Origin of the sequence: Pseudomonas sp. MWU16-30322, assembly GCF_020515535.1 — a bacterium.
GTDB classification, from domain to species: domain Bacteria; phylum Pseudomonadota; class Gammaproteobacteria; order Pseudomonadales; family Pseudomonadaceae; genus Aquipseudomonas; species Aquipseudomonas fluorescens_H.
In genome coordinates this window covers 18103-41427 of the sequence record NZ_JAIWYL010000012.1, presented here as the reverse complement: position 1 = coordinate 41427, position 23325 = coordinate 18103, and the positions used below count along the sequence as shown (strand labels likewise).

The 23325-nt window shown below is 61.5% G+C and carries 16 protein-coding genes and 1 pseudogene; 5 read left to right on the top strand and 12 right to left on the bottom strand.

Features of this window, described 5'->3' with window-relative positions:
- Positions 1-177: 177 nt before the first annotated feature.
- From LCH64_RS23180 to LCH64_RS23125, 12 genes and pseudogenes are all read right to left on the bottom strand, one after another.
- Positions 178-1767: an arylsulfatase gene (locus LCH64_RS23180; protein WP_226501359.1), complete on the bottom strand. Its 1590-nt coding sequence runs from the start codon at positions 1765-1767 to the stop codon at positions 178-180.
- A 71-nt stretch (positions 1768-1838) separates the two neighbouring features.
- Positions 1839-2861, bottom strand: a complete 1023-nt coding sequence (locus tag LCH64_RS23175; RefSeq protein ID WP_226501358.1) for an HAD family hydrolase — start codon at positions 2859-2861, stop codon at positions 1839-1841.
- A complete protein-coding gene (locus LCH64_RS23170) occupies positions 2858-4273 on the bottom strand; it encodes a hypothetical protein (RefSeq protein ID WP_226501357.1) in 1416 nt (471 codons plus the stop codon). Before LCH64_RS23170 ends, LCH64_RS23175 begins: the two co-directional genes overlap by 4 nt.
- Complete coding sequence (locus tag LCH64_RS23165; RefSeq protein WP_226501356.1) at positions 4270-5850, bottom strand: VWA domain-containing protein; 1581 nt, start codon at positions 5848-5850, stop codon at positions 4270-4272. Before LCH64_RS23165 ends, LCH64_RS23170 begins: the two co-directional genes overlap by 4 nt.
- Position 5851: 1 nt before the next feature.
- Positions 5852-6844, bottom strand: a complete 993-nt coding sequence (locus LCH64_RS23160) for a VWA domain-containing protein (protein ID WP_226501355.1) — start codon at positions 6842-6844, stop codon at positions 5852-5854.
- Positions 6831-7430 carry a DUF4381 domain-containing protein gene (locus LCH64_RS23155; RefSeq protein ID WP_226501354.1) on the bottom strand — a complete coding sequence of 200 codons (600 nt, stop codon included), beginning with the start codon at positions 7428-7430 and terminating at the stop codon, positions 6831-6833. Before LCH64_RS23155 ends, LCH64_RS23160 begins: the two co-directional genes overlap by 14 nt.
- On the bottom strand, positions 7427-8362 hold the full coding sequence (locus tag LCH64_RS23150; protein WP_226501353.1) for a DUF58 domain-containing protein: 936 nt from the start codon (positions 8360-8362) through the stop codon (positions 7427-7429). Before LCH64_RS23150 ends, LCH64_RS23155 begins: the two co-directional genes overlap by 4 nt.
- Positions 8359-9339, bottom strand: coding sequence for a MoxR family ATPase (locus LCH64_RS23145; RefSeq protein ID WP_226501352.1), 981 nt, complete (start codon positions 9337-9339; stop codon positions 8359-8361). The genes LCH64_RS23150 and LCH64_RS23145 overlap by 4 nt, the downstream gene beginning before the upstream one ends.
- Before the next feature lie 22 nt (positions 9340-9361).
- Positions 9362-10312, bottom strand: a complete 951-nt coding sequence (locus LCH64_RS23140; protein WP_226501351.1) for a transporter — start codon at positions 10310-10312, stop codon at positions 9362-9364.
- Positions 10313-10324: 12 nt separating this feature from the next.
- Positions 10325-11737 (bottom strand): DUF1254 domain-containing protein, encoded by a 1413-nt coding sequence (locus tag LCH64_RS23135; protein WP_226501350.1) that lies wholly within the window; start codon positions 11735-11737, stop codon positions 10325-10327.
- A 46-nt stretch (positions 11738-11783) separates the two neighbouring features.
- Positions 11784-12167 (bottom strand): annotated as a pseudogene (locus LCH64_RS23130) (hypothetical protein); the annotation flags it as partial.
- 337 nt (positions 12168-12504) lie between these two features.
- Positions 12505-12930, bottom strand: coding sequence for a YciI family protein (locus LCH64_RS23125; protein WP_096797339.1), 426 nt, complete (start codon positions 12928-12930; stop codon positions 12505-12507).
- 365 nt (positions 12931-13295) lie between these two features.
- On the opposite strand from LCH64_RS23125, the gene tpx reads away from it, so the two are divergent.
- The 5 genes from tpx to LCH64_RS23100 all read left to right on the top strand — a co-directional run bounded on the left by tpx (position 13296) and on the right by LCH64_RS23100 (position 23094).
- Positions 13296-13796, top strand: coding sequence for a thiol peroxidase (gene tpx, locus LCH64_RS23120; RefSeq protein ID WP_003224497.1), 501 nt, complete (start codon positions 13296-13298; stop codon positions 13794-13796).
- 176 nt (positions 13797-13972) lie between these two features.
- Positions 13973-15280 (top strand): MdtA/MuxA family multidrug efflux RND transporter periplasmic adaptor subunit, encoded by a 1308-nt coding sequence (locus LCH64_RS23115; RefSeq protein ID WP_226501349.1) that lies wholly within the window; start codon positions 13973-13975, stop codon positions 15278-15280.
- Complete coding sequence (locus LCH64_RS23110) at positions 15277-18378, top strand: MdtB/MuxB family multidrug efflux RND transporter permease subunit (RefSeq protein ID WP_226501348.1); 3102 nt, start codon at positions 15277-15279, stop codon at positions 18376-18378. The genes LCH64_RS23115 and LCH64_RS23110 overlap by 4 nt, the downstream gene beginning before the upstream one ends.
- Before the next feature lie 142 nt (positions 18379-18520).
- Positions 18521-21628 (top strand): efflux RND transporter permease subunit, encoded by a 3108-nt coding sequence (locus LCH64_RS23105; RefSeq protein ID WP_226501347.1) that lies wholly within the window; start codon positions 18521-18523, stop codon positions 21626-21628.
- Entirely contained in the window at positions 21625-23094 is a 1470-nt protein-coding gene (locus LCH64_RS23100) for an efflux transporter outer membrane subunit (RefSeq protein ID WP_226501346.1), read from the top strand. The genes LCH64_RS23105 and LCH64_RS23100 overlap by 4 nt, the downstream gene beginning before the upstream one ends.
- Positions 23095-23325 lie beyond the last annotated feature (231 nt).

Here is a 23325-nt window from a genome sequence, read left to right as displayed (position 1 = left end):
CAGTTCAGAAAGTGCTGTGACGGTGCTGGCCTCTTCGCGAGCAAGCCCGCTCCCACAATGGATCTCGGGTTTAGCGAAAATCCCTGTGGGAGCGGGCTTGCTCGCGAATGGGCCGACACGGTTTCAGATTTGAAACCAGGCCGCCTGCCGATGAGGGCGGGCGGCGGTTCAACGGTCTTACTGTGCAGCCGGTGCCGCTTTCATTTTCTCTTCAATCTTCGCGTCAACCGCGGCACGGATCTGGTCGATGCTGAAGCTGGCCGGTTTCTGGCTTGGCGGGTATTCGATGAAGGTCTGCAGGAAGCGTGCTGCCTTGGTTGTCGCAACGGCGACCAGGTAAACGTTTTTGGTCGACCAGTCGTAGTATTGATCGGAAACCACGTCGGCCCGCTCGTACGGGTCCATTCTCAAGTTGAAGATCTTGGGCACACGCAAGGGAGTGAACGGGTTGCTCCAGACCGCAAAACCACCCGGCGCTCGCTGCTCGGCGAAGACGGCCTTCCAGTTGCCAAAGCGCATTGAAACCAGCATGCCGTCGTCGTTGAAGTAGTAGAACTCCTTACGCTCACCGTTGGGTTGCTGGCCGGTCAGATAGGGCAACTGGTTGTAACCGTCCAGATGCACTTTGAAGTTGCTGCCTCCGGAAGTCGGCGACCAGCCCTTGAGCAGCTTGTCTTTCACCTCGGTATCACCGGCTGCAGCCAGCAAGGTCGGGAACCAGTCCAGACCCGAGAACATCTCGTTGGACACTTCCCCCGGCTTGATCTTGCCCGGCCAGCGAACCATCGCCGGTACGCGGTAGGCGCCTTCCCAGTTGGAGTTCTTCTCGTTGCGGAACGGCGTAGTCGCCGCGTCCGGCCAGGAGAACTGATTCGGGCCGTTGTCGGTGGTGTAGACCACGATCGTGTTGTCGGCGATTTTCAGGTCGTCGAGGGTCTTGAGCAGTTTGCCGACATCACCGTCGTGTTCCAGCATGCCGTCGGCGTATTCGTTGCCGGGCATACCGCTCTGGCCCTTCATCGAATCACGTACGTGGGTAAACAGGTGCATGCGCGTGGTATTCATCCAGACGAAAAACGGCTTGTCGGCCTTGGCCTGTTTCTCGATGAACGCTTGAGCGGCAGCGGTGGTTTCGTCGTCGATGGTTTCCATGCGCTTGGTGGTCAGCGCGCCGGTGTCCTCGATCTTGCCGTCGGCGAAACTGTGGATTACGCCCCGTGGCGAGTTGGCTTTGACAAAGTCCGGGTCATCCTTGGGCCAGTAGGGGCGTTCCGGTTCCTCTTCGGCGTTCAGGTGATAGAGGTTGCCGAAGAATTCGTCGAAACCATGGTTGGTCGGCAGGTATTCATCCTTGTCCCCAAGGTGGTTCTTACCGAACTGGCCGGTGGCGTAACCCTGAGACTTGAGCGCCTGAGCGATGGTGATATCGCGCTTTTGCAGACCCACCGTCGCACCCGGCGCACCGACTTTCGACAGGCCTGTACGCAGTGGCGTCTGGCCGGTGATGAACGAGGAGCGTCCGGCGGTGCAGCTGTTCTCCGCGTAGTAGTCGGTGAACATCATGCCTTCTTTGGCAATCCGGTCGATGTTCGGGGTCTTGTAGCCAACCACGCCCATGGAATAGGCGCTGATGTTGGTCTGGCCGATGTCATCGCCAAAGATCACCAGAATGTTGGGTTTCTCAGCCGCTGTGGCAGTTGCCGACAGCGCCATCACCGAGGTTGCCACCAGGGCGAGTTTCGGTAGCCACTTGCGTATGCGAGTCATCTGACTTGCTCCTTATCGCGGGGGTCGTTGTTGCGACTTACGTTTCTTGCAGTCCTGCATCACGTTTTTTCTTATTGCACCTGCCCGGTTGCCGGTGGATCGAACGGGTAGATCCGGCGCCATTCGGTCGCCATGTCCACCACGGTCCAGCCACGGGAATTCGCTTCGTCGAGGGCTTTGTCCAGCCGCCCGATATCGGATTTTCGGTCATAGGCCCACTCGCGTCTGGCGTCGGTGTGGTGCAACAGACCCATGAACCGCTTGCCGGGGCCGGCGGCGGTCCACTGCAGCATCTGCAGGTCGCCGTCGGAGTTGCCGAACGCGAGGATTGGACGCTTGCCGATCACTGCGTTGATGCTCTCCGGTTTGCCCGGGCCATCGTCGTTGTGCGCCAGTTTTTGCGTACGCAGAATGGAAGCCTTGCCATCCTTGAACTGGAACGCGGTGACGAACGTGGTGCCGATCACCTGTTCCGGCGGGATGCCGTAGACCTTTTCGGCAAAAGCGCGCATGAACGCGGTGTCGCCGCCGGAAACGATGTAGGTCTTGAAGTCCTGGCTGCGCAGGTAGTCGAGCATTTCCAGCATCGGCTGGAAGATCATTTCGGTGTAGGGCTTGCCGGTTTTCGGATGCCGCGCCTGGCTCAGCCAGGTCTTGGCGTAGTCGTCGAAAGCCTCGGTGGTCATGCCGGTGTGGGTGGCGCCGAAGATCTTCAGGATGCCGTCCATGCCGCTGGCGGCCAGTGCGTTGTGGTCGTTTTCCAGCACGGCTTTGAATGGCTGGGTGGTTTTCCATTCGGGGTGCTGCGGCGCATTGCGCTTGACCTCGTCGAGGGCGAACAGCAACTCGAAATACATCGGCTGCTCGCTCCACAGGGTGCCGTCGTTGTCGAACACCGCGATACGCTCGGCGGGTTTGACGAAGTCCTTGCTGCTCTGATCGGTGACTGCTTGCACGAACGCGATGATGTTGGTTTTTGCCGGGCCGTCATTCCATGACGGCAGCGGTTCGCTGGCTTGGGCCAGCAGTGGCAATGCCAGCGCAAACAACAGCGCCAGGCTGAAGTGTTGACGCTGCGGCGGTGAATTGGTCATGGGAAATCCCTTTCATCAACGGGGTTGAGCGGACGCAGGGCTGGGGCCGGTTTGTGCTGCCGTTGTTCGGCCTGACTGTGAAGCGTAGTCAACGATTGGCGCAGTTGAACGAGTGTTTGTTCCGGGGCTGGCTCACGACCGTAAAGGCCGCGCAACAGGCCTTGCAGGCGCGGCCCGGCATTCACCAGTTGCAGCCCCAGCCGACTGCGGCGCAGCCACAGGTACAGCGCGCTCAACTGCGCCGGATGAGCTTGCAGTTGCGGGTTGATCTGTTGCCAGGCGAAGTCGGGCGACTGTTCCCAGGCCAGTCGCCGCGCCTGCTTGCGCGCCTGCCATTGGCGGCGGGCGCGCATCAGCGCCGGACGCAGCCAATAACCCGTGCCGATACAGGCCGCGAGCAGTGCCAGCCACAGCAGCCAGCGCGTGGAAAAATGCAGGTTGTTGTGGTTGAGTTGCTTGAGATCTTCAGTCACTGAAAACACTGGTTTGTGCGCGCTGCCGGCAACGGCCTCCAACGTTACGACCGGCACCTGCGTGGTGCGAATTTGCTGCGCTTTGACATCCCACCATTTCACCTCGATGGCGGGCAGGGTGTAAGCGCCAGGCTTGTCGATGCGGTAGGTGGCGGCGTCGATCCGCTGACCACCGAGAACGTTGCCGCGACCGTCATCCAGGCGCATAACTTGTGGTGTCTTCAGATAACGACTCAGACCGGCAACGTCGCTCAATGGCGGAACCGGCAGAGCCATCGCCAGTGCGCCATCGGCCTGCAGGACCAGTTGGCGGGTGATGCTGTCGCCGATTTTCAAGGGCGTTGCCGAGTTGCTTACAGTTTGGCTGAAGCGCAGCCCGCTGGCCACCAGCGGCGTTTCTCCGGGTTCGAAACCGGGTGGCTGGACGGCGCTGAAGTGCAGAGGCTGACTTTGTGCGCTGAGCGCTGTAGTGGCCTGACCCGGTGTCGCGCTGACCGTCAACGCCGGAATGTCGAAGCTGCGTGCGACATTCGGGGTGATCAGATAGCTGTAGCGCAAGCCGCTGAAGGATTGCCCGTCGATGGTCTGATTCAGGTGCCGGGCCTGGCCATCGGGCGGCGTTACCAGAGCACCGTCGAGTTTCAGCTCGGGCAGGGCGGCGGCGCGGGTGAACCAGGTGTCGGTGAGCACGTCGACTTGCAGCTCGACCAGACCGCCGACCATGGCGCCTTCGGCGGGTTGCAGGTGGGCCTGGATTTTCAGTTGGGGTTCGGCGGCAGAGGCCTGGATTGTGAAAAGGCAACTGGTGAGCAGGGTCAGCAGGGTTGCGGTGATCAGGTGGGCGCCATCGCGAGCAGGCTCACTCCTACAGGGGATTTGTGTGCGCCGAAAATCTTCTGTAGGAGTGAGCCTGCTCGCGATGGCCGCAACCCGGTTCATGGTTTGGCCCCCGATTGATCCTGCAAACTGAACTTCTGCTTGAGAAATTTCGCCGGCGAAGTTGTCAGGTTCTGCAACCACAATGCATCGGAGGTCGCCTGCTCGGTCTCGACCTTTTTGCTCTGGCCCTTGCCCGGTGCCTTGTCGAATTTCACCTCGTTCGGTTTGGTCTCGGGGGCGTTCTTTTCGGCGCTGTCGGTGTCCTTGAGCAAGGCCTGAGCCAGCGCCAGATTGGCCGTGGCTTCGGGGAACTGCGGTTGCCGCTGCAAGGCCTGGGTGTAAGCGGCAATCGCCTGATCGAACTTGAAGCGCCGCACGTAAATGTTGCCCTGGTAGAACCACGCTTGCGGCGTGTCCAGTCGAGCGAACGTCGCCAGTGCAAGGTCATAGTCCGCCGCGTGATAGGCCGCCACGCCTTTCCAGTACGGATCGACAAACAGCGCCGCCGCCTGCGGCCAATGCTCATGCTCGACGGCCCAGCGCCCTTGTTGATCGCGGCTGAAAAACGTATCGGTCAGTGCACTGGCCTGTGCCGGTGCAGCCGGCCAGCCAAGGCCCGCGGCCAGCACCAGCGCCGGCACCCAGTTGACGCTCCAGCCCCTGCGCACACCCACCAGCGCCAGCAAGAGAAGTGGCCAGCACAGCCAGTAACCGGCGTCCTTCCAGTGCAATTGCTGCTGTTCGGCGCTGGTAGTCTGGAAGTGCTGCTGGGCGTGCAACTCGATCCAGTCCAGATCATCATCGTCGAGGGTGAGACTGCCCAGCGGCGCGTCGACAGCGGCGGCCAATTGCTTGAGTGCCGCCGGATCGAAATGGCCGAGCAGCGGACGCCCGTTGCTGTCGACTGCCGGCTGGCCGTTGGCGCCCTGAATGATGCCGCCATCCTCGTTACCGACCGCAAGCACCAGCACCTGCAATTGGCTGCCTTTCAATAGCTTGTCGAGGCCATCGAGTTGCGCAGTGTCGGCACCGTCGGTGATCAGCAGCAGGCTGCCCGGGGTTTGCTCGGCGCTGAGCAGGCGCCGGGCCTGCTCGATGACGGCGCCGACGTCCTTGCCGGGCTTGTCGATCAACCCGGTGCCCAGCGCTTGAATGAAGGTGTCGAGCAGCGCCGGATCGTCGGTCGGCGGCAACACCAGATGCGCGCTGCCGGCATAGGCAATCAGCGCCGTGCGAGCGCCGGCGCGACGCTGGATCAAGTCGTGCAGTTTGTGTTTGGCCGCTTCCAGGCGCGTCGGTGGTACGTCACTGGCATCCATCGATGGCGATAGGTCCACGGCGACGAGCAGGGGGGCGCGGTTCTCCAGAAAGTCCGGGCGATCCTGCTCCCAGGTGGGGCCGGCGGCAGCGACGGCTCCGAGTACCAACACCGCGCACAGCCAGTACACCGGGCGCAGACGCTGCTGATCCGTTGGAGTGACCAACAGATGTGGCAGCAGGTGTTCGGCGATATTGCCGCGCAGCCGTCGCTGCAGGTCGCGGCCGCGCCGCCAGATCGGCGGCAGCAGCGCAGCGCACAGCGCGAGCAGCAGCCACAGTGGGCGCAGGAAGTGCAAGTCACTGAGATTGATGTCCATCTCAGGCCTCCTGCCGCTGACGGGCAAGCGCCAGTCGCGGGCGCAGCAGGGCGCCGAGGTGATACAGCGCTAACAGTGCCAGCGCCGCGCCCAGTGGCCAATGGAACAACTCGCGCTGCGGCTGATGGCTGAGGGTTTTCACCTGATGCGGAGTAAGGCGGTCGAGGGTGCTGTAGACCTGGTCCAGCGCGATGCGGTCTTCGGCGCGGAAAAACTGCCCGCCGGTAGTCTGGGCGATTTGTTGCAGCCCGTGCAGATTGACCTGCGCCTCGCCGGAGGCCGTCGGATCGCCGATGCCGATGGTGTGGATCACCACGCCCTTGTTGGCGGCCATCTCGGCAGCATGATCGGGGGTGATCGCGCTGCTGGTGTCATTGCCGTCGGTGAGCAGGATCAGCACCTTTTGCTGTTCGTGCGCCTTGTCCAGCAACTTCAGGCTCAAGCCGATAGCATCACCGATGGCGGTATTGGGCCCGGCCATGCCGATGCCCGTGTCAGCCAGCAACAGCGAAAGGCTGGCGTGATCGAGGGTCAGCGGCGCCTGCGGATAGGCGCCGCTGCCGAACACGATCAGACCGATGCGGTCGTCCTTGCGCTTGTCGATAAAGCCTTGCACCACCTGTTTGACGGCAGCCAGGCGATTGATTTTCTGGCCGTCGGCATTAGTGAAATCTTCGGTTTCCATCGACTGCGAGATGTCGATGGCGAGCATCAGGTCGCGTACCGGCTGCTGACGCTCGATGGGTTTTTCAACGAATACCGGTCGGGCGGCGGCGAGCAGGATCAGCGTCCAGACCAGCAGGTTCAGCAGCAGTTGCCAACGGTTGTGGCGATTACCGACCCGGCTCGGCGTCTCGCCGACTGCACGGCTCATGGCCCCGAAAAACGGCACACGCACGGCGCTGCGCGCTTCCTGATACGCCGGCAGATAACGATAGGCCAGCCACGGCAGCGGCAGCAGGAGCAACAACCACGGGTAATCAAGCTGCCACATGGTGCTGCTCCACCCAGTGTTGGCAGGTGTCGAACAGCGCCTGACGCTGTTCGGCGGGGATGGCGCGCAGGGTGGCGTCTGGGGCGTAGGCGAGTTGGGCGAGTTGATCGTGGAAGTCATCGGGCAGCTTGGTTTTGCAGTGCTGCTGCAGAAAGGCTTGCCACTCATCTCTCCCCAGCGCCGCAGGACTCTGTGGGAGCGGGCTTGCTCGCGAAAGCGCTGTGTCAGGCGCCATCAATGTTGGATGTGCCGACGCCTTCGCGAGCAAGTCCGCTCCCACAGGGATTGTGTTCCAATTCCGGGCTTGGGTCGGCATCGAAAGCGCCACGCGTTTGAGCAGTTCGGGCAACTCGCGCAGAGCGTTCAAGTCATCACTGCGCCCACGCAACTGCGCCAATCGCACCAGCGCCTCGCGCCGATACTGATCCCGTCGCCATTGCCCATAACGTCGCACGCCAACTATCAGCGCCAGCACAACCAACAGCGCGAACAACGCCCACCAACCCCAGGTCTGCGGCGCATAACTGACCGGCGCCGGCAGGCTCAGCTCTTTGAGCTGGCTGATGTCGGGGATATTCGGGTTCATCGCCGCGGGCCGGCAGACTTGCCAAGCTCGGCACGCAATTGCGCGTGGGCCTCTTCGGCGGTGCTGAACATCATCAGCGGTACCTGACTGCGGCGCAGCAGGGTGGCGACATCCTTGAGCCGGCCACCGAGGTAATCGCCCAATGGCTGATGCACGCTGCGTTTGTCGACGGCCAGTTCCACCTGCAATTGGCCCTGGGTGATCAGCAGTCGTCCGTTGCTCGGCAGTTTCAAGGCCAGTGGGTCGTAGACTTGCAGGGCGATCACGTCGTTGTGTGCGCGCAGTTGCCGCATCAATTGCAAGGTGCGCTCTCCGGCGCCTGCAAAGTCGCTGACGATGCAGATCAAATGGTCATGCCCGGCCAGTGCGAGGCAGCGCTGCAAGGCCTTGTCCAGTTGATCCTCGTCTTCGGCGTCGGGGTTGGCCGCGTTCAGCGCCTGATTCTGTTCTGCCACGCGGCTGAGCAAGGCTTCAACCCGTTTGCGGCTGCGTAACGGCGCGATGCTGTCGATGCGTTGATCGTTGAACACCAGACCGCCGACCCGGTCACCGGCGTTGAACACCATCCACGCCGCCAGCGCCGCGAGTTCGGCGGCGAGGGCGGATTTGAAACTGCGTTGCGAGCCGAAGAACATCGACATGCGCTGATCGACCACGATCAACGCCGGGCGATCGCGTTCTTCGGTGAAGGTGCGTACCACCGGTTTGCCGGTGCGCAGCGAGGCGCGCCAGTCGAGGTGGCGTAAATCATCACCGGGCTGATAGCGGCGCAGCTCATCGAAGTTCAGACCACGGCCACGCAGGCGCGAGGCATGGTTGCCGGCGAGGATGCTGCCCTGGGGCTGGCGCGCCAGAAAGCTCAGGTCACGGGCCTTGAATTCCAGCGCCATCAATTGCGCCAGAGACACGTAGACCAGGCCATCCGTGTTCATGCCGGAATCGCCACTTTATCCAGCAAACGGTCGAGCACCTGATCGGCAGTCACGCCATCCGCGACCGCGTCGTAGCTCAATTGCAGGCGATGGCGCAGCACCGGATGCACCACGGCGCGCACGTTGTCCGGCGAGACGAAATCCTGGCCCTGCAACCACGCATCGGCCCGGGCGCAACGGTCCAGGCCGATGCCGCCCCGGGGGCTGGCGCCAATGCTGATCCAGCGTCCGAGGTCTGCGTCGTAATCGGCCGGGTGGCGAGTGGCGTTGATCAGGTCGATCAAGTAGCGGTCGATGGCCGGCGACACATGCACCGCGCTGACCTCCTTGCGCGCGGCGAAGATCACTGCCTGCGAAAGACTGAAGCCCTTGCTCGGCGCGGTGTTCGCGCCCTGAGCAAACTCTTCGGCGCGCAACAGGCGCAACACCTGGCTTTCGTTGTCGGCGCTGGGGTAATCCAGCAGTACCTTCATCAGGAACCGGTCCATCTGCGCTTCCGGCAGCGGATAGGTGCCTTCCTGTTCGATCGGGTTTTGTGTCGCCACCACAATGAACAGCTCCGGCAGCAGGTGACGGGTGCCAGCCACGGTAATCTGCCGTTCTTCCATGGCTTCGAGCAGCGCCGCCTGCACCTTGGCCGGAGCGCGGTTGATCTCGTCGGCAAGGATCAGATTGCCGAACAGAGGCCCTTGCTGGAAGCGGATCTCGTTTTGCCCGGCCACCTGATGCAGCACTTCCGCGCCGGTGATGTCCGAGGGCAGCAAGTCCGGGGTGAACTGGATGCGACTCATCTTCGCGTCCAGGTGTGTGGCCAGCGCCTTGACCGTGCGTGTCTTGGCCAGCCCCGGCAGGCTTTCCAGCAGTAAGTGCCCGTTGGCCAGCAGGCCGAGGAGGATCTGCCGGATGACCTGATCCTGGCCGAGTACGGCTTCGGCGATGCTCGCTTGCAGGGCGTTGAGGTCGGTGAGTGCGGTCATGGGACAGTCCTTTGTGGCCGGTCTAGAAAAACGCCAGGGTCATGTTGACGGCAATCCCGTTGCCTTCAGGGCGGTTCTTGGTGTCGAACTCCGGCACCCAGCGCGCACTGAAGCTGGCCTGGGCGTCGGCGAATTTACCGGCCCAGGCCACCACCGGCCCGGCGCCCACCGAGCGGCCACGGAAGCCGTTGAGGCTGTCGGCGGTCTGGCCCTTGTCGTCGGTGACCTGCTGGATATAGCCGGCCGCCAGGCCGGCGCTCCAGCCACTGCCGAAACCGTGGGTCCACAAGGCATCGAGGGTGAAGATGTTGCCGTTGCGATAATCGGTGGCGGTGTTCTGGGTGTAGAACTCCAGGCCACTGGACAGGGTGAACTCGCCACCCTTGCCATCCAGATGGGTAAAGGCCACGGTGGGCATGAACGTGTAATTGTTCTGCCCCGGGTTGGCCAGGCGATTGTCGTTGTAGGCGCCGGTCGGCACGTAGATCGGCAGGGAGAACGCGATGTGGTTCAACTCGTCGAAGTGGTAGCCGGCGGCAATCGGGGTGACCAGCGCGTCAGCGAACTGGGTGCCGGAATCGCTGGTGCCGAGGGTGCGTCCGCGCGGGCCGGTGATGGCCGCGTCGATGTCGGTGTACTGCAGCGGAACACCGATTGCCGAGGCGAAGTTCCATGGGCCTTTGCCGGTGTCCCAGATGTGCGTCAGGTTGGTCATGGTGTAGGAGACTTTCATGTCAATCCCGGCACTGACTTCACCGGAAATCGGCGCGCCGCGACTGCCCTTGAGCGATCCGTCGTACCAGATGCTGGTCACCGAGACGACCCAGCCCGGTTCCGGCGGGATGATCCCGGCGTTGGAATACACCTGCTGCCCGGTGATCGGTCGGCCCACGCCACCCTCGGCTGCATAGAGTTGAGTACTACCGATCATGCACAGCGCCAGCAGCGGACGCACAACGTAAGGCTTGACCATCACTGGCTCCGTTTATTGTTTTGAGTTGACCGGGGTGAGCAACGGCATTTTCCATTCGCCGCTGGCCACTTCCGGTTTCGGCAGGTACAGGCGCAACACGCCGTAGAACGGACCGTTTGGTGCCGGCAGCCAGTTGGCTTGCTTGTCCTTGCCGGGATTGTTGTGCTGCACGTAGAGGGTCAGTCCGCCGTCGGCATCGAGCTTGAGATCCGGCAGCATTCGCGAGTTGATCAGGTAGCGATTGAGCGGGTTGGCCACCAGTAATTTGCTCTTGCCGTCGTACATGGTCAGCGACCAGAAGGCGTCGGCCGGAGGCAGGGCGCCCTTGTCGAAATGCAGGGTGTAGTCGTGTTTCGCTGCGTCGGCCGGCTGGCCGTCCTTGTCGACGAAATAGCCGATGTAGTTCGCCTCTTCGGCAGAGTTGCCGAAGATGCCCATGTTGGCGCCGGCGTAGCGATACAGGTAATTGCCCTTGAGGTGATCGCGGGTGCCAAACAGGTCACCGCTGCTGATTTCGTGCGTGTCGACCTTGTCTTTCTTGAACGCGGCGAATTCGGCCTTGGCGTCACTGATGCCGTCTTCGAGGGCCTTGCGTTGCTCGGCGCTGAGTTTTTTCAGGTCGAATGGCTGACCGGCGCCGATGCCGATTTTGCCGAAGCGTGCGAGCAGGTCTTTTTCAACATCCTGCGGCGGGGTGAAAGCGAGCATGAAGTTCAGGTAGCGGAACAGATCCGGGGTTTCGCTCATGGTCGGCGTCGGTTTTGGCCAACTGATTTTCGGTGCCGGCGCCGGAGTTTTCTGTTTCACATAGTGGCTCAGGGGTTCGACCTTGTAGCTTTTCTGGATCTGCCTGACCTTGCCCAGATCCTTCTCGTCGAACAACTGCGTGCGGTACAGCGCATAGGCGATGTTGCTTTCACTGCGCACCAGCCGGTCGATGTTGATCGGTTGCTGACCCTGCCAGTCAGGCCCGGCGATCATGAAATGGCCGCCGTTGTTGCCGGTGCTGCGGGTGCCCAGATAGGCGAAGTTCTGCGTGTAGGCATCGATCAATTGCACCGAGTAATAACGGTGCTCTTCGATCGGCGGCAAGGTCAGGATCAGCGGTTCGCTGCGCAGATCCATCCAGACGAACGAGTAGGGCGTGTCGGCGTTCGGCGTGACGAACGCGGTGTCCTTGGCAGTGAAAGCCTTGGCAGTGTTGCCGATCTGGTTGAACGGTGCCTTGAAGTTCGGGCTCTTGCTGTCCACGGCCTGGGTGTACAGGGTCTTGTACATCTCCACGATCGGGAAGCCATAGAGATACGCGTCCTTGGCGATGCCGCGGGTCTCTTCGGGGCTGGCGCTGAAACTCTGGGCACCGACGCCGCAACTGACGAACATCGTCATCAGGCTGTAACCGGCGACTTTGATGGCTCCTTGCATGGCGTATTCCTTATTTGCCGAATGTCACGTTGATGCCGGCGAACAGGGTGATCTGCGGGCCGATGCCCAACTGCACGCCGTCGGTCTTGAGCAGGAAAATGTCGAACAGATTGAGATCACCGATGCCGGTGCTGTAGCCGCCGTGCGGGTCGGGGCGGGTGCTGATCGGCATCGTTGCGCGCAGTAGCTGCGGGACTCCGATCAAATCGTTTGGCGCAATCGGCAAGGCGCCGCGCAGTAAGGCATCGTTGGTGTGCAGGTTGCTGTCGAACAGCTTCGGCGTGTAGTAATCCTGCAGGTTGGCGCCGGGCGCCAGGTTCAGCGGGTTGTTGCTTTTGTTGGCCTCTTCGGCGTTATTCGCCAGGGCACAAAATACAGGCGCCAGCGAACTCGCCAGCAGCAAGGCGTGCATCCCCAAGTTCTTCGACATGTTCCCCGTTTCCCTGGTGGCTACTGCATGGACGACCCGGCACTTCTCGGCCGTTGGACATATTTCCTTTTTTATCAAGCCTGTAGGACACGTCTGATTGACGCTAGCAGCTAATGGGGAGTTAGCCAGTCGAGGGGATTAATTCTTTGGTTTTGTGTACGGCTTCGCAGTCGAGTGGTGAACTGATCAATTAAATGTGTGTTGTCAATGATGACGCTTTCGCGGGCAAGCCACGCTCCCACAGGTATTGAAGCGCTCACAAATCCTGTGACCGACTCGATACCTGTGGGAGCGTGGCTTGCCCGCGATGGCAATTTCAATTCAACGTGGCGTTGGATCAGGCATTTTTCTTCGCTTGCTCGCGAACACGCTCTTCCTGCGCCCGCGCCTCAGGAGTGAACTCGGCGCCGAAGTCCTCGGCGGAGAAAATCTGGCGGATTTCGATATCAGAATCGCCCGGCATCGGATTCGGGCAGCGCTTGACCCATTCGATGGCTTCTTCCTTCGACTTCACTTCCCAGATCCAGTACCCGGCTACCAGCTCCTTGGTTTCGATGAACGGGCCGTCGATGACCGTGCGCTTGTCGCCGGAGAAATGCACGCGCGCGCCTTTGCTGCTCGGGTGCAGGCCATCGGCGTCGATGAGGATGCCGGCCTTGACCAGTTCTTCGTTGAAGTTGCCCATGGCGGTGATCAGTTCTTCACTGGGCATGATGCCGGCTTCGGAGTCGGCGCTGGCTTTGACAAGAATCATGAATCGCATGATGGTTTCTCCAGGGAACGGGGTTGATTCACTGCTTAGTCGAACGGGCAGGGCGTGAATCGACAGGTCCTCTGAATAAAAGATGCAGTCCGGCGTTTTAACAAGCAGCAAAAGCACTACGGACCACACGGATCCCCTGTAGGAGTGAGCCTGCTCGCGATGGCGTCATTTCAGTTAGCGAATAGCTGTCTGATATACCGCCATCGCGAGCAGGCTCACTCCTACAGAGGATCGTTGCGCGGTTGTATACAGTTTTTTGCGCAGCCCCCTGACAATTTTCATTCAGGGCATAGGTCGTCGGACAATTTCGTGGTTAACTTCGGCCTCTTGCATGCTCATTAACCACGTTCAGAAGGACTAAAGTCATGGCTCAAGTCACCCTCAAAGGCAACCCGGTTCAAGTCAACGGCCAGTTGCCACAAGCCGGTTCCAAGGCGCCAGCCTTTTCTCTGGTTGCCGGCAATCTGTCCGACGTCACCCTGGCGAGCTTCGCCGGCAAGCGCAAAGTGCTGAACATCTTCCCAAGCGTCGACACTCCGACCTGCGCGACTTCGGTCCGCAAGTTCAACGCTCAGGCCAACGAACTGGCCAACACCGTGGTGCTGTGCATCTCGGCTGACCTGCCATTCGCCCAGGCCCGCTTCTGCGGCGCCGAAGGCCTGGAAAACGTGCAGAACCTGTCGACCCTGCGCGGCGCCGAGTTCATCGAGAACTACGGTGTAGCCATCGCTGACGGCCCGCTCAAAGGCCTGACCGCCCGCGCCGTGGTGGTGCTGGACGAGAACGACAACGTGCTGCACAGCGAGCTGGTCAAGGAAATCGCTGAAGAGCCGAACTACGACGCAGCACTCGCCGTACTGAAATAAGCGCTTTTACAATTGTTAACGGCCTGGCCCTGTCCAGGCCGTTTTCATTTGTGTATCAGTGTCTTGCCACACACCTTGAAACGTAAGTTGAAAGTAAATAGCCGGTAAAGCTGCTTTGCTTAAATCCGATCAGTGCTTATCGTTCAGCCTCCCGTAAAAAGAAGCCCACGCGCCCAATGGTAAATCAATCCATGCAATCGTCCCCTCGCAACTCCCGTCGCTGGCTGATCAGCCTGCTCGTCCTGTTGGTCATCGCCGTACTGTGCTGGAAATTCTGGCCCGCCGGTTCGGCCCACAAGGAGGGCGCCGACAAGGCTGCGAGCGGCCATGCCGGACGTTCGGGGATGATGCGGCCGGGCTTCGGCGGGGCGGCCGGGCCGATTCCGGTGCGTGTGGCACCGGCGGTCACGGGTGACTTCCCGCTGTATTACAAGGCCCTGGGTACGGTCACCGCTCTCAATACCATCAATGTGCGCAGCCGGGTGGGCGGCGAACTGGTGAAGATCAATTTCGAGGAAGGCCAGATGGTCAAGGCCGGCGACCTGCTGGCAGAGATCGATCCGCGTCCTTACCAGAATGCCTTGCTCCAGGCGGAAGGCACCTTGCTGCAGAATCAGGCGCAGTTGAAAAACGCACAGGTCGACGTCGAGCGTTATCGTGGCCTGTATAAGGAAGACAGTATCGCCAAGCAGACCCTGGACACCGCCGAAGCGCTGGTCGGCCAGTATCTGGGCACGGTCAAGACCAATCAGGCGGCGGTCAACGACGCCAAGCTCAATCTCGAATTCACCAAGATCCGCGCACCGATTGCCGGTCGCGTCGGCCTGCGTCAGCTCGATGTCGGCAACCTGGTGGCGGCGAACGACACCACGTTCCTCGCCGTCATTACCCAGACACAGCCAATCAGCGTGGTGTTCACCCTGCCGGAAAACAATCTGGAAACCGTGCTGGCGCGTTACCACAGCGGCGCCAAACTGCCCGCTGAGGCATGGGATCGCGGCGACACCAAAATCCAGGCCACCGGCGTCCTGCAAAGCCTCGACAACCAGATCGACGTCGCCACCGGCACCCTGAAGTTCAAGGCCCGTTACGATAACCGCGACCAGGCGCTGTTCCCCAATCAGTTCGTCAACGTGCACCTGCTGGCCGACACCCTCAAGGGTGTAGTGCTGGCACCGTCGGCAGCCATTCAGTTCGGCACCAATGGCACCTTCGTCTATGCAATGGACGGCGACAAGAAAGTCACCATCCGCCAACTGAAGATCGGCGCGAGCGATGGCAACAACACGGTGATCACCGAAGGTCTCGCCGCGGGCGACCGCGTGGTGCTCGAAGGCACCGACCGCTTGAAGGAGGGCAGTGAAGTCGAAGTGGTCAACGACAGCAATGACGTGCCGACAACGCCGACCGAACACCTGCAAGGCAAGCCCGCAGCCAGCGCGCATGACACCGCCTCTACAGACAAGGCCAAGAAGGGCGCATGAACATTTCGCGGCTGTTCATCCTCCGTCCGGTAGCGACCACCCTGAGCATGCTGGCCATTGTTCTGGCCGGTCTGATTGCCTATCGCCTGCTGCCGGTCTCGGCGCTGCCGCAGGTCGATTACCCGACCATTCGCGTCATGACCCTGTACCCCGGCGCCAGTCCGGACGTGATGACCAGTGCCGTGACCGCGCCGCTCGAGCGCCAGTTCGGGCAAATGCCCGGCCTGACGCAAATGGCCTCGACCAGCTCCGGCGGCGCTTCGGTGCTGACCCTGCGTTTCAGTCTCGACATCAACATGGACGTCGCCGAACAGCAGGTGCAAGCCGCGATCAACGCTGCGACCAATCTGCTGCCAACCGATTTGCCGGCACCACCGGTGTACAACAAGGTCAACCCGGCGGACACCCCGGTGCTGACCCTGGCGATCACTTCAAAAACCATGCTCCTGCCCAAGCTCAATGACCTGGTCGACACGCGCATGGCGCAGAAGATCGCCCAGATCAGCGGCGTCGGCATGGTCAGCATTGCCGGCGGTCAGCGTCAGGCAGTGCGGATCAAGGTCAACCCGGAAGCCCTGGCGGCGAACAGCCTGAACCTCGAAGACGTGCGCACCCTGATCGGCGCGTCCAACGTCAACCAACCGAAAGGTAACTTCGACGGCCCGACCCGGGTCTCGATGCTCGACGCCAACGACCAACTGACGTCGCCCAAGGACTACGCCAACCTGATCCTCGCCTACAAGAACGGCGCGCCGCTGCGTCTGAAGGATGTGGCGGAAATCGTCGACGGCGCCGAGAACGAACGTCTCGCCGCGTGGGCCAACCAGAATCAGGCGGTGCTGCTGAACATCCAGCGTCAGCCGGGGGCCAACGTGATCGAGGTGGTCGACCGGATCAAAGCGTTGCTGCCGAGCATCACCGATAACCTGCCGGCCGGCCTCGACGTCACCGTGCTCACCGACCGCACCCAGACCATCCGCGCCTCGGTCACTGACGTGCAGCACGAGCTGCTGATCGCCATCGCTCTGGTGGTGATGGTGACCTTCCTCTTTCTACGGCGTGCCAGCGCGACGATCATTCCGTCGGTAGCGGTGCCGCTGTCGCTGATCGGTACGTTTGGCGTGATGTATCTCGCCGGGTTCTCGGTCAACAACCTGACCTTGATGGCGCTGACCATCGCCACTGGTTTTGTGGTCGACGATGCCATTGTGATGCTGGAAAACATCGCGCGCTTCATTGAAGAAGGGGACAGCCCGATGCAGGCCGCGCTCAAAGGCGCGAAGCAGATCGGCTTCACCCTGATCTCCCTGACCCTGTCGCTGATTGCGGTACTGATTCCGCTGCTGTTCATGGCCGACGTGGTCGGGCGGCTGTTTCGCGAGTTCGCCATCACTCTGGCGGTGGCGATCCTGATTTCCCTGGTGGTTTCGCTGACCCTGACGCCGATGATGTGCGCGCGACTGCTCAAGCGTGAACCGCAAGAACACGAGCAGGGCCGTTTCTACCGGGCCAGTGGCGCATTCATCGACTGGATGATCGCTGCTTACGGGCGCAAGTTGCAGTGGGTGCTCAAGCACCAGCCGCTGACCCTGATGGTGGCCATCGGTACCCTGGCGCTGACCGTGTTCCTTTATATGGTTGTACCCAAGGGCTTCTTCCCGGTGCAGGACACCGGGGTGATCCAGGGCATTTCCGAGGCGCCGCAGTCGATTTCCTTCGCGGCCATGGGCGAGCGTCAGCAGGCGCTGGCCAAGGTGATTCTCGAAGATCCGGCGGTTGAAAGCCTGTCGTCCTACATCGGTGTCGACGGCGACAACGCCACGCTCAACAGCGGTCGCCTGCTGATCAATCTCAAGCCGCACGGCCAGCGTGATCTGAGCGCCACGCAGGTGATCGCGCGCCTGCAACCGCAACTGGACAAGCTGGTCGGCATCCGCCTGTTCATGCAGCCGGTGCAGGATTTGACCATCGAGGATCGGGTCAGCCGGACCCAGTACCAGTTCAGCATGTCTTCGCCGGATGCAGAATTGCTCAGTCAGTGGAGCGGGCGTCTGGTCGAGGCCTTGGCCCAGCGTCCGGAGTTGACCGACGTTGCCAGTGACTTGCAGGACAAGGGTCTGCAGGTCTATCTGGTGATCGACCGTGACGCAGCCTCGCGCCTTGGCGTTTCGGTGCAGAACATCACCGACGCGCTGTATGACGCCTTCGGCCAGCGGCAGATCTCGACCATTTACACCCAGGCCAGCCAGTACCGCGTGGTGTTGCAAGCGCAGGCCGGGGAGAAGATCGGGCCGGCGGCGCTGGATCAGATTCACGTCAAGACCACTGACGGTGCGCAGGTGCGCCTGTCGAGCCTGGCTCATGTCGAGGAGCGTCAGGCGCAACTGGCGATCACCCACATCGGTCAGTTCCCGGCGGTGATGATGTCGTTCAACCTGGCGCCTGGCGTGGCGCTGGGGCATGCGGTGGACATCATCGATCAAGTCCAGAAGGACATCGGCATGCCGATTGGTGTGCAGACCCAGTTCCAGGGCGCGGCCGAAGCGTTCCAGGCCTCGCTGTCGAGCACCTTGCTGCTGATTCTGGCGGCGGTGGTGACCATGTACATCGTGCTCGGCGTGCTTTACGAAAGTTACATCCACCCGATCACCATTCTCTCGACCCTGCCGTCGGCGGCGGTCGGCGCCTTGCTCGCGTTGCTGCTCAGCGGCAATGACCTGGGCATGATCGCGATCATCGGCATCATCCTGCTGATCGGTATCGTCAAGAAGAACGCGATCATGATGATCGACTTCGCCCTCGACGCCGAACGCACGCAGGGCATGGCGCCGGAGCAGGCGATCTATCAGGCGGCGCTGCTGCGTTTCCGGCCGATTCTGATGACCACCCTGGCCGCACTGTTCGGCGCGGTGCCACTAATGCTCGCCACCGGTTCCGGGGCGGAATTGCGTCAGCCACTGGGTCTGGTAATGGTCGGCGGTTTGCTGGTGAGCCAGGTGCTGACCCTGTTTACCACGCCGGTGATCTACCTGTACTTCGACCGCCTCGGTCGGCGCTTCGGCAAAACCAATGCCGACCGCGAAGAGGTTTCGGTATGACTGTCCGTACACATTCCCCCTGTGGGAGCGGGCTTGCTCGCGAAAGCGCTGTATCAGGCGACATGAATGTTGAATGTCAGACCGTATTCGCGAGCAAGCCCGCTCCCACAGGGGATTGGTGTGATGTTGGGGATTGCGGTCAATGAACCTCTCCGGTCCTTTCATCAAGCGCCCGGTCGCGACCATGCTCCTGAGCCTGGCGATCATGTTGCTGGGCGGTGTCAGCTTCGGCCTGTTGCCGGTGTCGCCGCTGCCGCAAATGGATTTCCCGGTGATTGTGGTCCAGGCCAGCCTGCCCGGTGCCAGTCCCGAGGTGATGGCGTCCACGGTGGCGACGCCACTGGAGCGCTCGTTCGGCGCGATTGCCGGCGTCAACACCATGAGCAGCCGTTCCAGCCAGGGTTCGACCCGGGTCATTCTGCAATTCGACCTCGACCGCGACATCAACGGCGCGGCGCGGGAAGTGCAGGCGGCAATCAACGCTTCGCGCAACCTGTTGCCGAGCGGGATGCGCAGCATGCCGACCTACAAGAAGGTCAACCCGTCGCAGGCGCCGATCATGGTGCTGTCGCTGACTTCGGATGTGCTGGAAAAAGGCCAGCTCTATGACCTGGCCTCGACCATCCTCTCGCAAAGCCTGTCCCAGGTGCAGGGCGTAGGTGAAGTGCAGATCGGCGGCAGTTCGCTGCCGGCGGTACGCATCGAACTCGAACCGCAGGCGCTGAACCAGTACGGCGTGGCGCTCGACGATGTGCGCAAGACCATCGCCGGGGCCAACGTGCGCCGGCCCAAGGGCTCGGTCGAAGACAGCGAGCGCCTGTGGCAGATCCAGGCCAACGACCAGTTGGAGAAAGCCAAGGATTACGAATCACTGATCATCCACTACAACAACGGCGCAGCCCTGCGTCTGAAGGACGTGGCCAAGGTCAGCGACGGCGTCGAAGACCGTTACAACAGCGGTTTCTTCAACGATGACGCGGCGGTGCTATTGGTGATCAACCGCCAGGCCGGCGCCAACATCATCGAGACGGTCAACGAGATCAAGGCGCAGTTGCCGGCCCTGCAAGCGGTACTGCCGGCCAGCGTCAAACTGAACCTGGCAATGGATCGCTCGCCAGTGATCAAGGCCACGTTGCACGAAGCGGAAATGACCCTGCTGATTGCCGTGGCACTGGTGATTCTGGTGGTGTTCCTGTTTCTCGGTAACTTCCGCGCCTCGCTGATTCCGACATTGGCGGTGCCGGTCTCGCTGGTCGGCACCTTCGCGGTGATGTACCTGTATGGCTTCTCGCTGAACAACCTGTCGCTGATGGCGCTGATTCTCGCCACCGGGCTGGTGGTGGACGATGCGATCGTGGTGCTGGAAAACATCTCCCGGCACATCGACGAAGGCGTCAAACCGATGAAAGCCGCGTACCTCGGGGCCAAGGAAGTCGGGTTCACCTTGCTGTCGATGAACGTCTCGCTGGTGGCGGTGTTTCTGTCGATCCTGTTCATGGGCGGGATTATCGAGAGTCTGTTCCGCGAGTTCTCGATCACCCTGGCGGCGGCGATCGTGGTGTCGCTGGTGGTGTCCCTGACGCTTACGCCGATGCTCTGTGCGCGCTGGCTCAAACCACATACCCCGGGTGAAGAAAACCGTTTGCAACGCTGGAGCCGGCGGACCAACGACTGGATGGTCGGCAAATACGCCACCAGCCTCGACTGGGTGTTGCGTCATCGTCGTCTGACATTGCTCAGTCTGTTGATCACGGTCGGGGTGAACGTCGCGCTGTATGTCGTGGTGCCGAAAACCTTCATGCCGCAACAGGACACCGGTCAGTTGATCGGTTTCGTGCGCGGCGATGACGGCCTCTCGTTCAGTGTCATGCAGCCGAAAATGGAAACCTTCCGCCGCGCCGTACTCAAGGATGACGCGGTGGAAAGCGTCGCCGGGTTCATCGGTGGCACCAACGGCACCAACAACGCCTTTATGCTGGTGCGGTTGAAACCGATCAAGGAGCGTCAGCTCTCGGCGCAGAAAGTCATCGAACGTCTGCGCAAGGAAATGCCCAAGGTTCCCGGCGCCCAGTTGATGCTGATGGCGGATCAGGACCTGCAGTTCGGCGGTGGCCGCGAGCAGACCACTTCGCAATACAGCTACATCCTGCAAAGCGGCGATCTGGGTTCGTTGCGCGAGTGGTATCCGAAAGTCGTTGCCGCGTTACGGGCACTGCCCGAGCTCACGGCCATCGACGCCCGCGAGGGGCGCGGCGCGCAGCAGGTGACGCTGATTGTCGACCGCGATCAGGCCAAGCGCCTCGGGGTCGACATGAACATGGTCACGGCGGTGTTGAACAACGCCTACAGCCAGCGGCAGATTTCGACCATCTACGACAGCCTCAACCAGTATCAGGTGGTGATGGAGGTCAATCCGAAGTATGCGCAGGACCCGGTAACGCTCAATCAGGTGCACGTGATTACCGCTGACGGTGCGCGGATTCCGTTATCGACCATCGCCCATTACGAAAACAGCCTGGAAGACGACCGCGTCAGCCACGAAGGCCAGTTCGCTTCCGAAAGCATCGCTTTCGACATGGCCGAAGGGGTGACGGTGGAGCAGGGCAGTGCCGCCATCGAGCGGGCGATTGCCAAGGTCGGTCTGCCCGAAGACGTGATCGCAAAAATGGCCGGCACCGCCGATGCCTTTGCCGCGACCCAGAAAAGCCAGCCGTTCATGATCCTCGGTGCGCTGCTGGCGGTGTATCTGGTACTCGGTGTGCTGTATGAAAGCTACATTCACCCGCTGACGATTCTCTCGACCCTGCCCTCGGCCGGCGTCGGCGCGTTGCTGTCGATCTATGCGCTGGGCGGCGAGTTCAGCCTGATCTCGCTGCTCGGACTGTTCCTGTTGATCGGGGTGGTGAAGAAAAATGCGATTCTGATGATCGACCTGGCGCTGCAACTGGAGCGCCATCAGGGCCTGTCGCCGCTGGAGTCGATCCGCAGTGCGTGCCTGCAACGGCTGCGGCCGATTCTGATGACCACCCTGGCGGCGATCCTCGGCGCCTTGCCGTTGCTGCTCGGCCGTGCAGAAGGCGCGGAAATGCGCCAGCCATTGGGCCTGACCATCATCGGTGGCCTGATCTTCAGCCAGGTGCTGACTCTTTACACCACGCCTGTGGTTTACCTCTATCTCGACAAGCTGCGCCACCGCTTCAACAAGTGGCGTGGCGTGCGTACTGACGCCGCTCTGGAAACTCCGCTATGACTGACCGTTCGCTTCTCAATCTGGCCACTGCGCGCGGCTCGCGCCTGTTGAGTCTGTCGCTGTGCGTGGCGATGCTCAGTGCCTGCGCCGTCGGCCCGGACTATCAGCGCCCGCAGACCGCCGTGGTCGCGCAATACAAAGAGGCCGAAGGCTGGCGCCAGGCCAATCCGAGTGACTCGCTGGCCCGTGGCGCCTGGTGGGAGTTGTATGGCGATCAGCAGCTCAATGGCCTGATCGAGAAACTCAACAGCTCCAACCAGACCGTGGCGCAATCCGAAGCCCAGTACCGTCAGGCCCAGGCTTTGGTGCGCAGTGCCCGGGGGGCGTTTTACCCGAACGTCGACCTGAGCCTGGGCAAGACCCGCTCCAGCCAGGGCACCGGCAGCAGCAGTTCGAGCCTGAGCAGTTCCGCCAGCGGCATTCGCGACACCTACAACGCGCAGTTGGGCGTGAGTTGGGAAGCGGATATCTGGGGCAAGTTGCGCCGTGGCCTGGAAGCCAATGAAGCCAGCGCCCAGGCCAGCTTCGCCGATCTGGCGGCGATGCGCCTGAGCCAGCAGTCGGAACTGGTGCAGAATTACCTGCAACTGCGGGTGATCGATCAGCAGAAGAGGCTGCTCGAAGCCACCGTCACGGCTTACGAGAAATCGCTGCAAATGACCCAGAACCAGTACCGCGCGGGCATTTCCGGGCGCGATGCGGTGGCGCAGGCACAGACTCAGCTGAAAAGCACGCAGGCCGATCTGGTGGACTTGATCTGGCAACGGGCGCAGTTTGAGAATGCTATCGCCGTCCTCACCGGGCAGGCGCCGGCCGAGTTCAGCATTGCCGAAACCCAGAGCATTCCGAACCTGCCGCAGATTCCGCTGAGTCTGCCGTCGCAGTTGCTGGAACGCCGCCCGGACATCGCGTCGGCGGAGCGCTCGGTGATTGCCGCCAACGCCAACATCGGTGTGGCAAAAGCCGCGTATTACCCGGACCTGACCTTGAGCATGAGCGGCGGCTACAGCAGCAGTACCTCGAAAAATCTGTTAACGCTACCGAACCGTTTCTGGTCGGTCGGGCCGAAACTGGATTTGCCGATCTTCGACGGCGGGATCCGTTCGGCCGAGGTTGACCGTACCGAGGCGGTGTATGACCAGACCGTCGCCAAGTACCGCCAGACCGTGCTCGACGGCTTCCGTGAAGTGGAAAACTATCTGGTGCAATTGAAGGTGTATGAAGACGAGGCGGCGGTGCGGCAGGAAGCACTGGATGCGGCGCGCGACTCGCTGCGTCTGACCCAGAATCAGTACAAGGCCGGTTTGATTGCCTACATCGATGTGGTTGTGGTGCAGGCCACGGCGTTGAGTAACGAGCGCACGGTGCTGAACATTCTGCAGAGCCGCTTGATCGCCAGCGTGCAATTGATTGCGGCGCTGGGCGGTGGCTGGGACGGACAACTCGATGTCAGCGACAATCGCTGATCCGTGGGAGCGAGCCTGCTCGCGAAGGCGTCAGTTCGGTCGACATCTGCGATGAACATGCTGGTTTTTTCGCGAGCAGGCTCGCTCCCACATCGATCGCGCTGATTGCAGGAATCCTGGGAGCGAGGCCCGGGCCAGAGCCTCGCAAAACCATCAAACAAGCGTTTCATCGGGTTGATGGCAAAATGATTACTTTGTCAGTGCGTTCTTCTGCGCAATCAGTACAATCGC

Coding starts and splice junctions, on each gene's coding strand:
- LCH64_RS23140 (WP_226501351.1), bottom strand. CDS start 10,312: ATGGTCAAGCCTTACGTTGTGCGTCCGCTGCTGGCGCTGTGCATGATC.
- LCH64_RS23160 (WP_226501355.1), bottom strand. CDS start 6,844: ATGTGGCAGCTTGATTACCCGTGGTTGTTGCTCCTGCTGCCGCTGCCG.
- LCH64_RS23150 (WP_226501353.1), bottom strand. CDS start 8,362: ATGAACACGGATGGCCTGGTCTACGTGTCTCTGGCGCAATTGATGGCG.
- LCH64_RS23175 (WP_226501358.1), bottom strand. CDS start 2,861: ATGACCAATTCACCGCCGCAGCGTCAACACTTCAGCCTGGCGCTGTTG.
- LCH64_RS23180 (WP_226501359.1), bottom strand. CDS start 1,767: ATGACTCGCATACGCAAGTGGCTACCGAAACTCGCCCTGGTGGCAACC.
- LCH64_RS23145 (WP_226501352.1), bottom strand. CDS start 9,339: ATGACCGCACTCACCGACCTCAACGCCCTGCAAGCGAGCATCGCCGAA.
- LCH64_RS23115 (WP_226501349.1), top strand. CDS start 13,973: ATGGTAAATCAATCCATGCAATCGTCCCCTCGCAACTCCCGTCGCTGG.
- LCH64_RS23100 (WP_226501346.1), top strand. CDS start 21,625: ATGACTGACCGTTCGCTTCTCAATCTGGCCACTGCGCGCGGCTCGCGC.
- LCH64_RS23105 (WP_226501347.1), top strand. CDS start 18,521: ATGAACCTCTCCGGTCCTTTCATCAAGCGCCCGGTCGCGACCATGCTC.
- LCH64_RS23170 (WP_226501357.1), bottom strand. CDS start 4,273: ATGAACCGGGTTGCGGCCATCGCGAGCAGGCTCACTCCTACAGAAGAT.
- LCH64_RS23155 (WP_226501354.1), bottom strand. CDS start 7,430: ATGAACCCGAATATCCCCGACATCAGCCAGCTCAAAGAGCTGAGCCTG.
- LCH64_RS23165 (WP_226501356.1), bottom strand. CDS start 5,850: ATGGACATCAATCTCAGTGACTTGCACTTCCTGCGCCCACTGTGGCTG.
- LCH64_RS23110 (WP_226501348.1), top strand. CDS start 15,277: ATGAACATTTCGCGGCTGTTCATCCTCCGTCCGGTAGCGACCACCCTG.
- LCH64_RS23125 (WP_096797339.1), bottom strand. CDS start 12,930: ATGCGATTCATGATTCTTGTCAAAGCCAGCGCCGACTCCGAAGCCGGC.
- tpx (WP_003224497.1), top strand. CDS start 13,296: ATGGCTCAAGTCACCCTCAAAGGCAACCCGGTTCAAGTCAACGGCCAG.
- LCH64_RS23135 (WP_226501350.1), bottom strand. CDS start 11,737: ATGCAAGGAGCCATCAAAGTCGCCGGTTACAGCCTGATGACGATGTTC.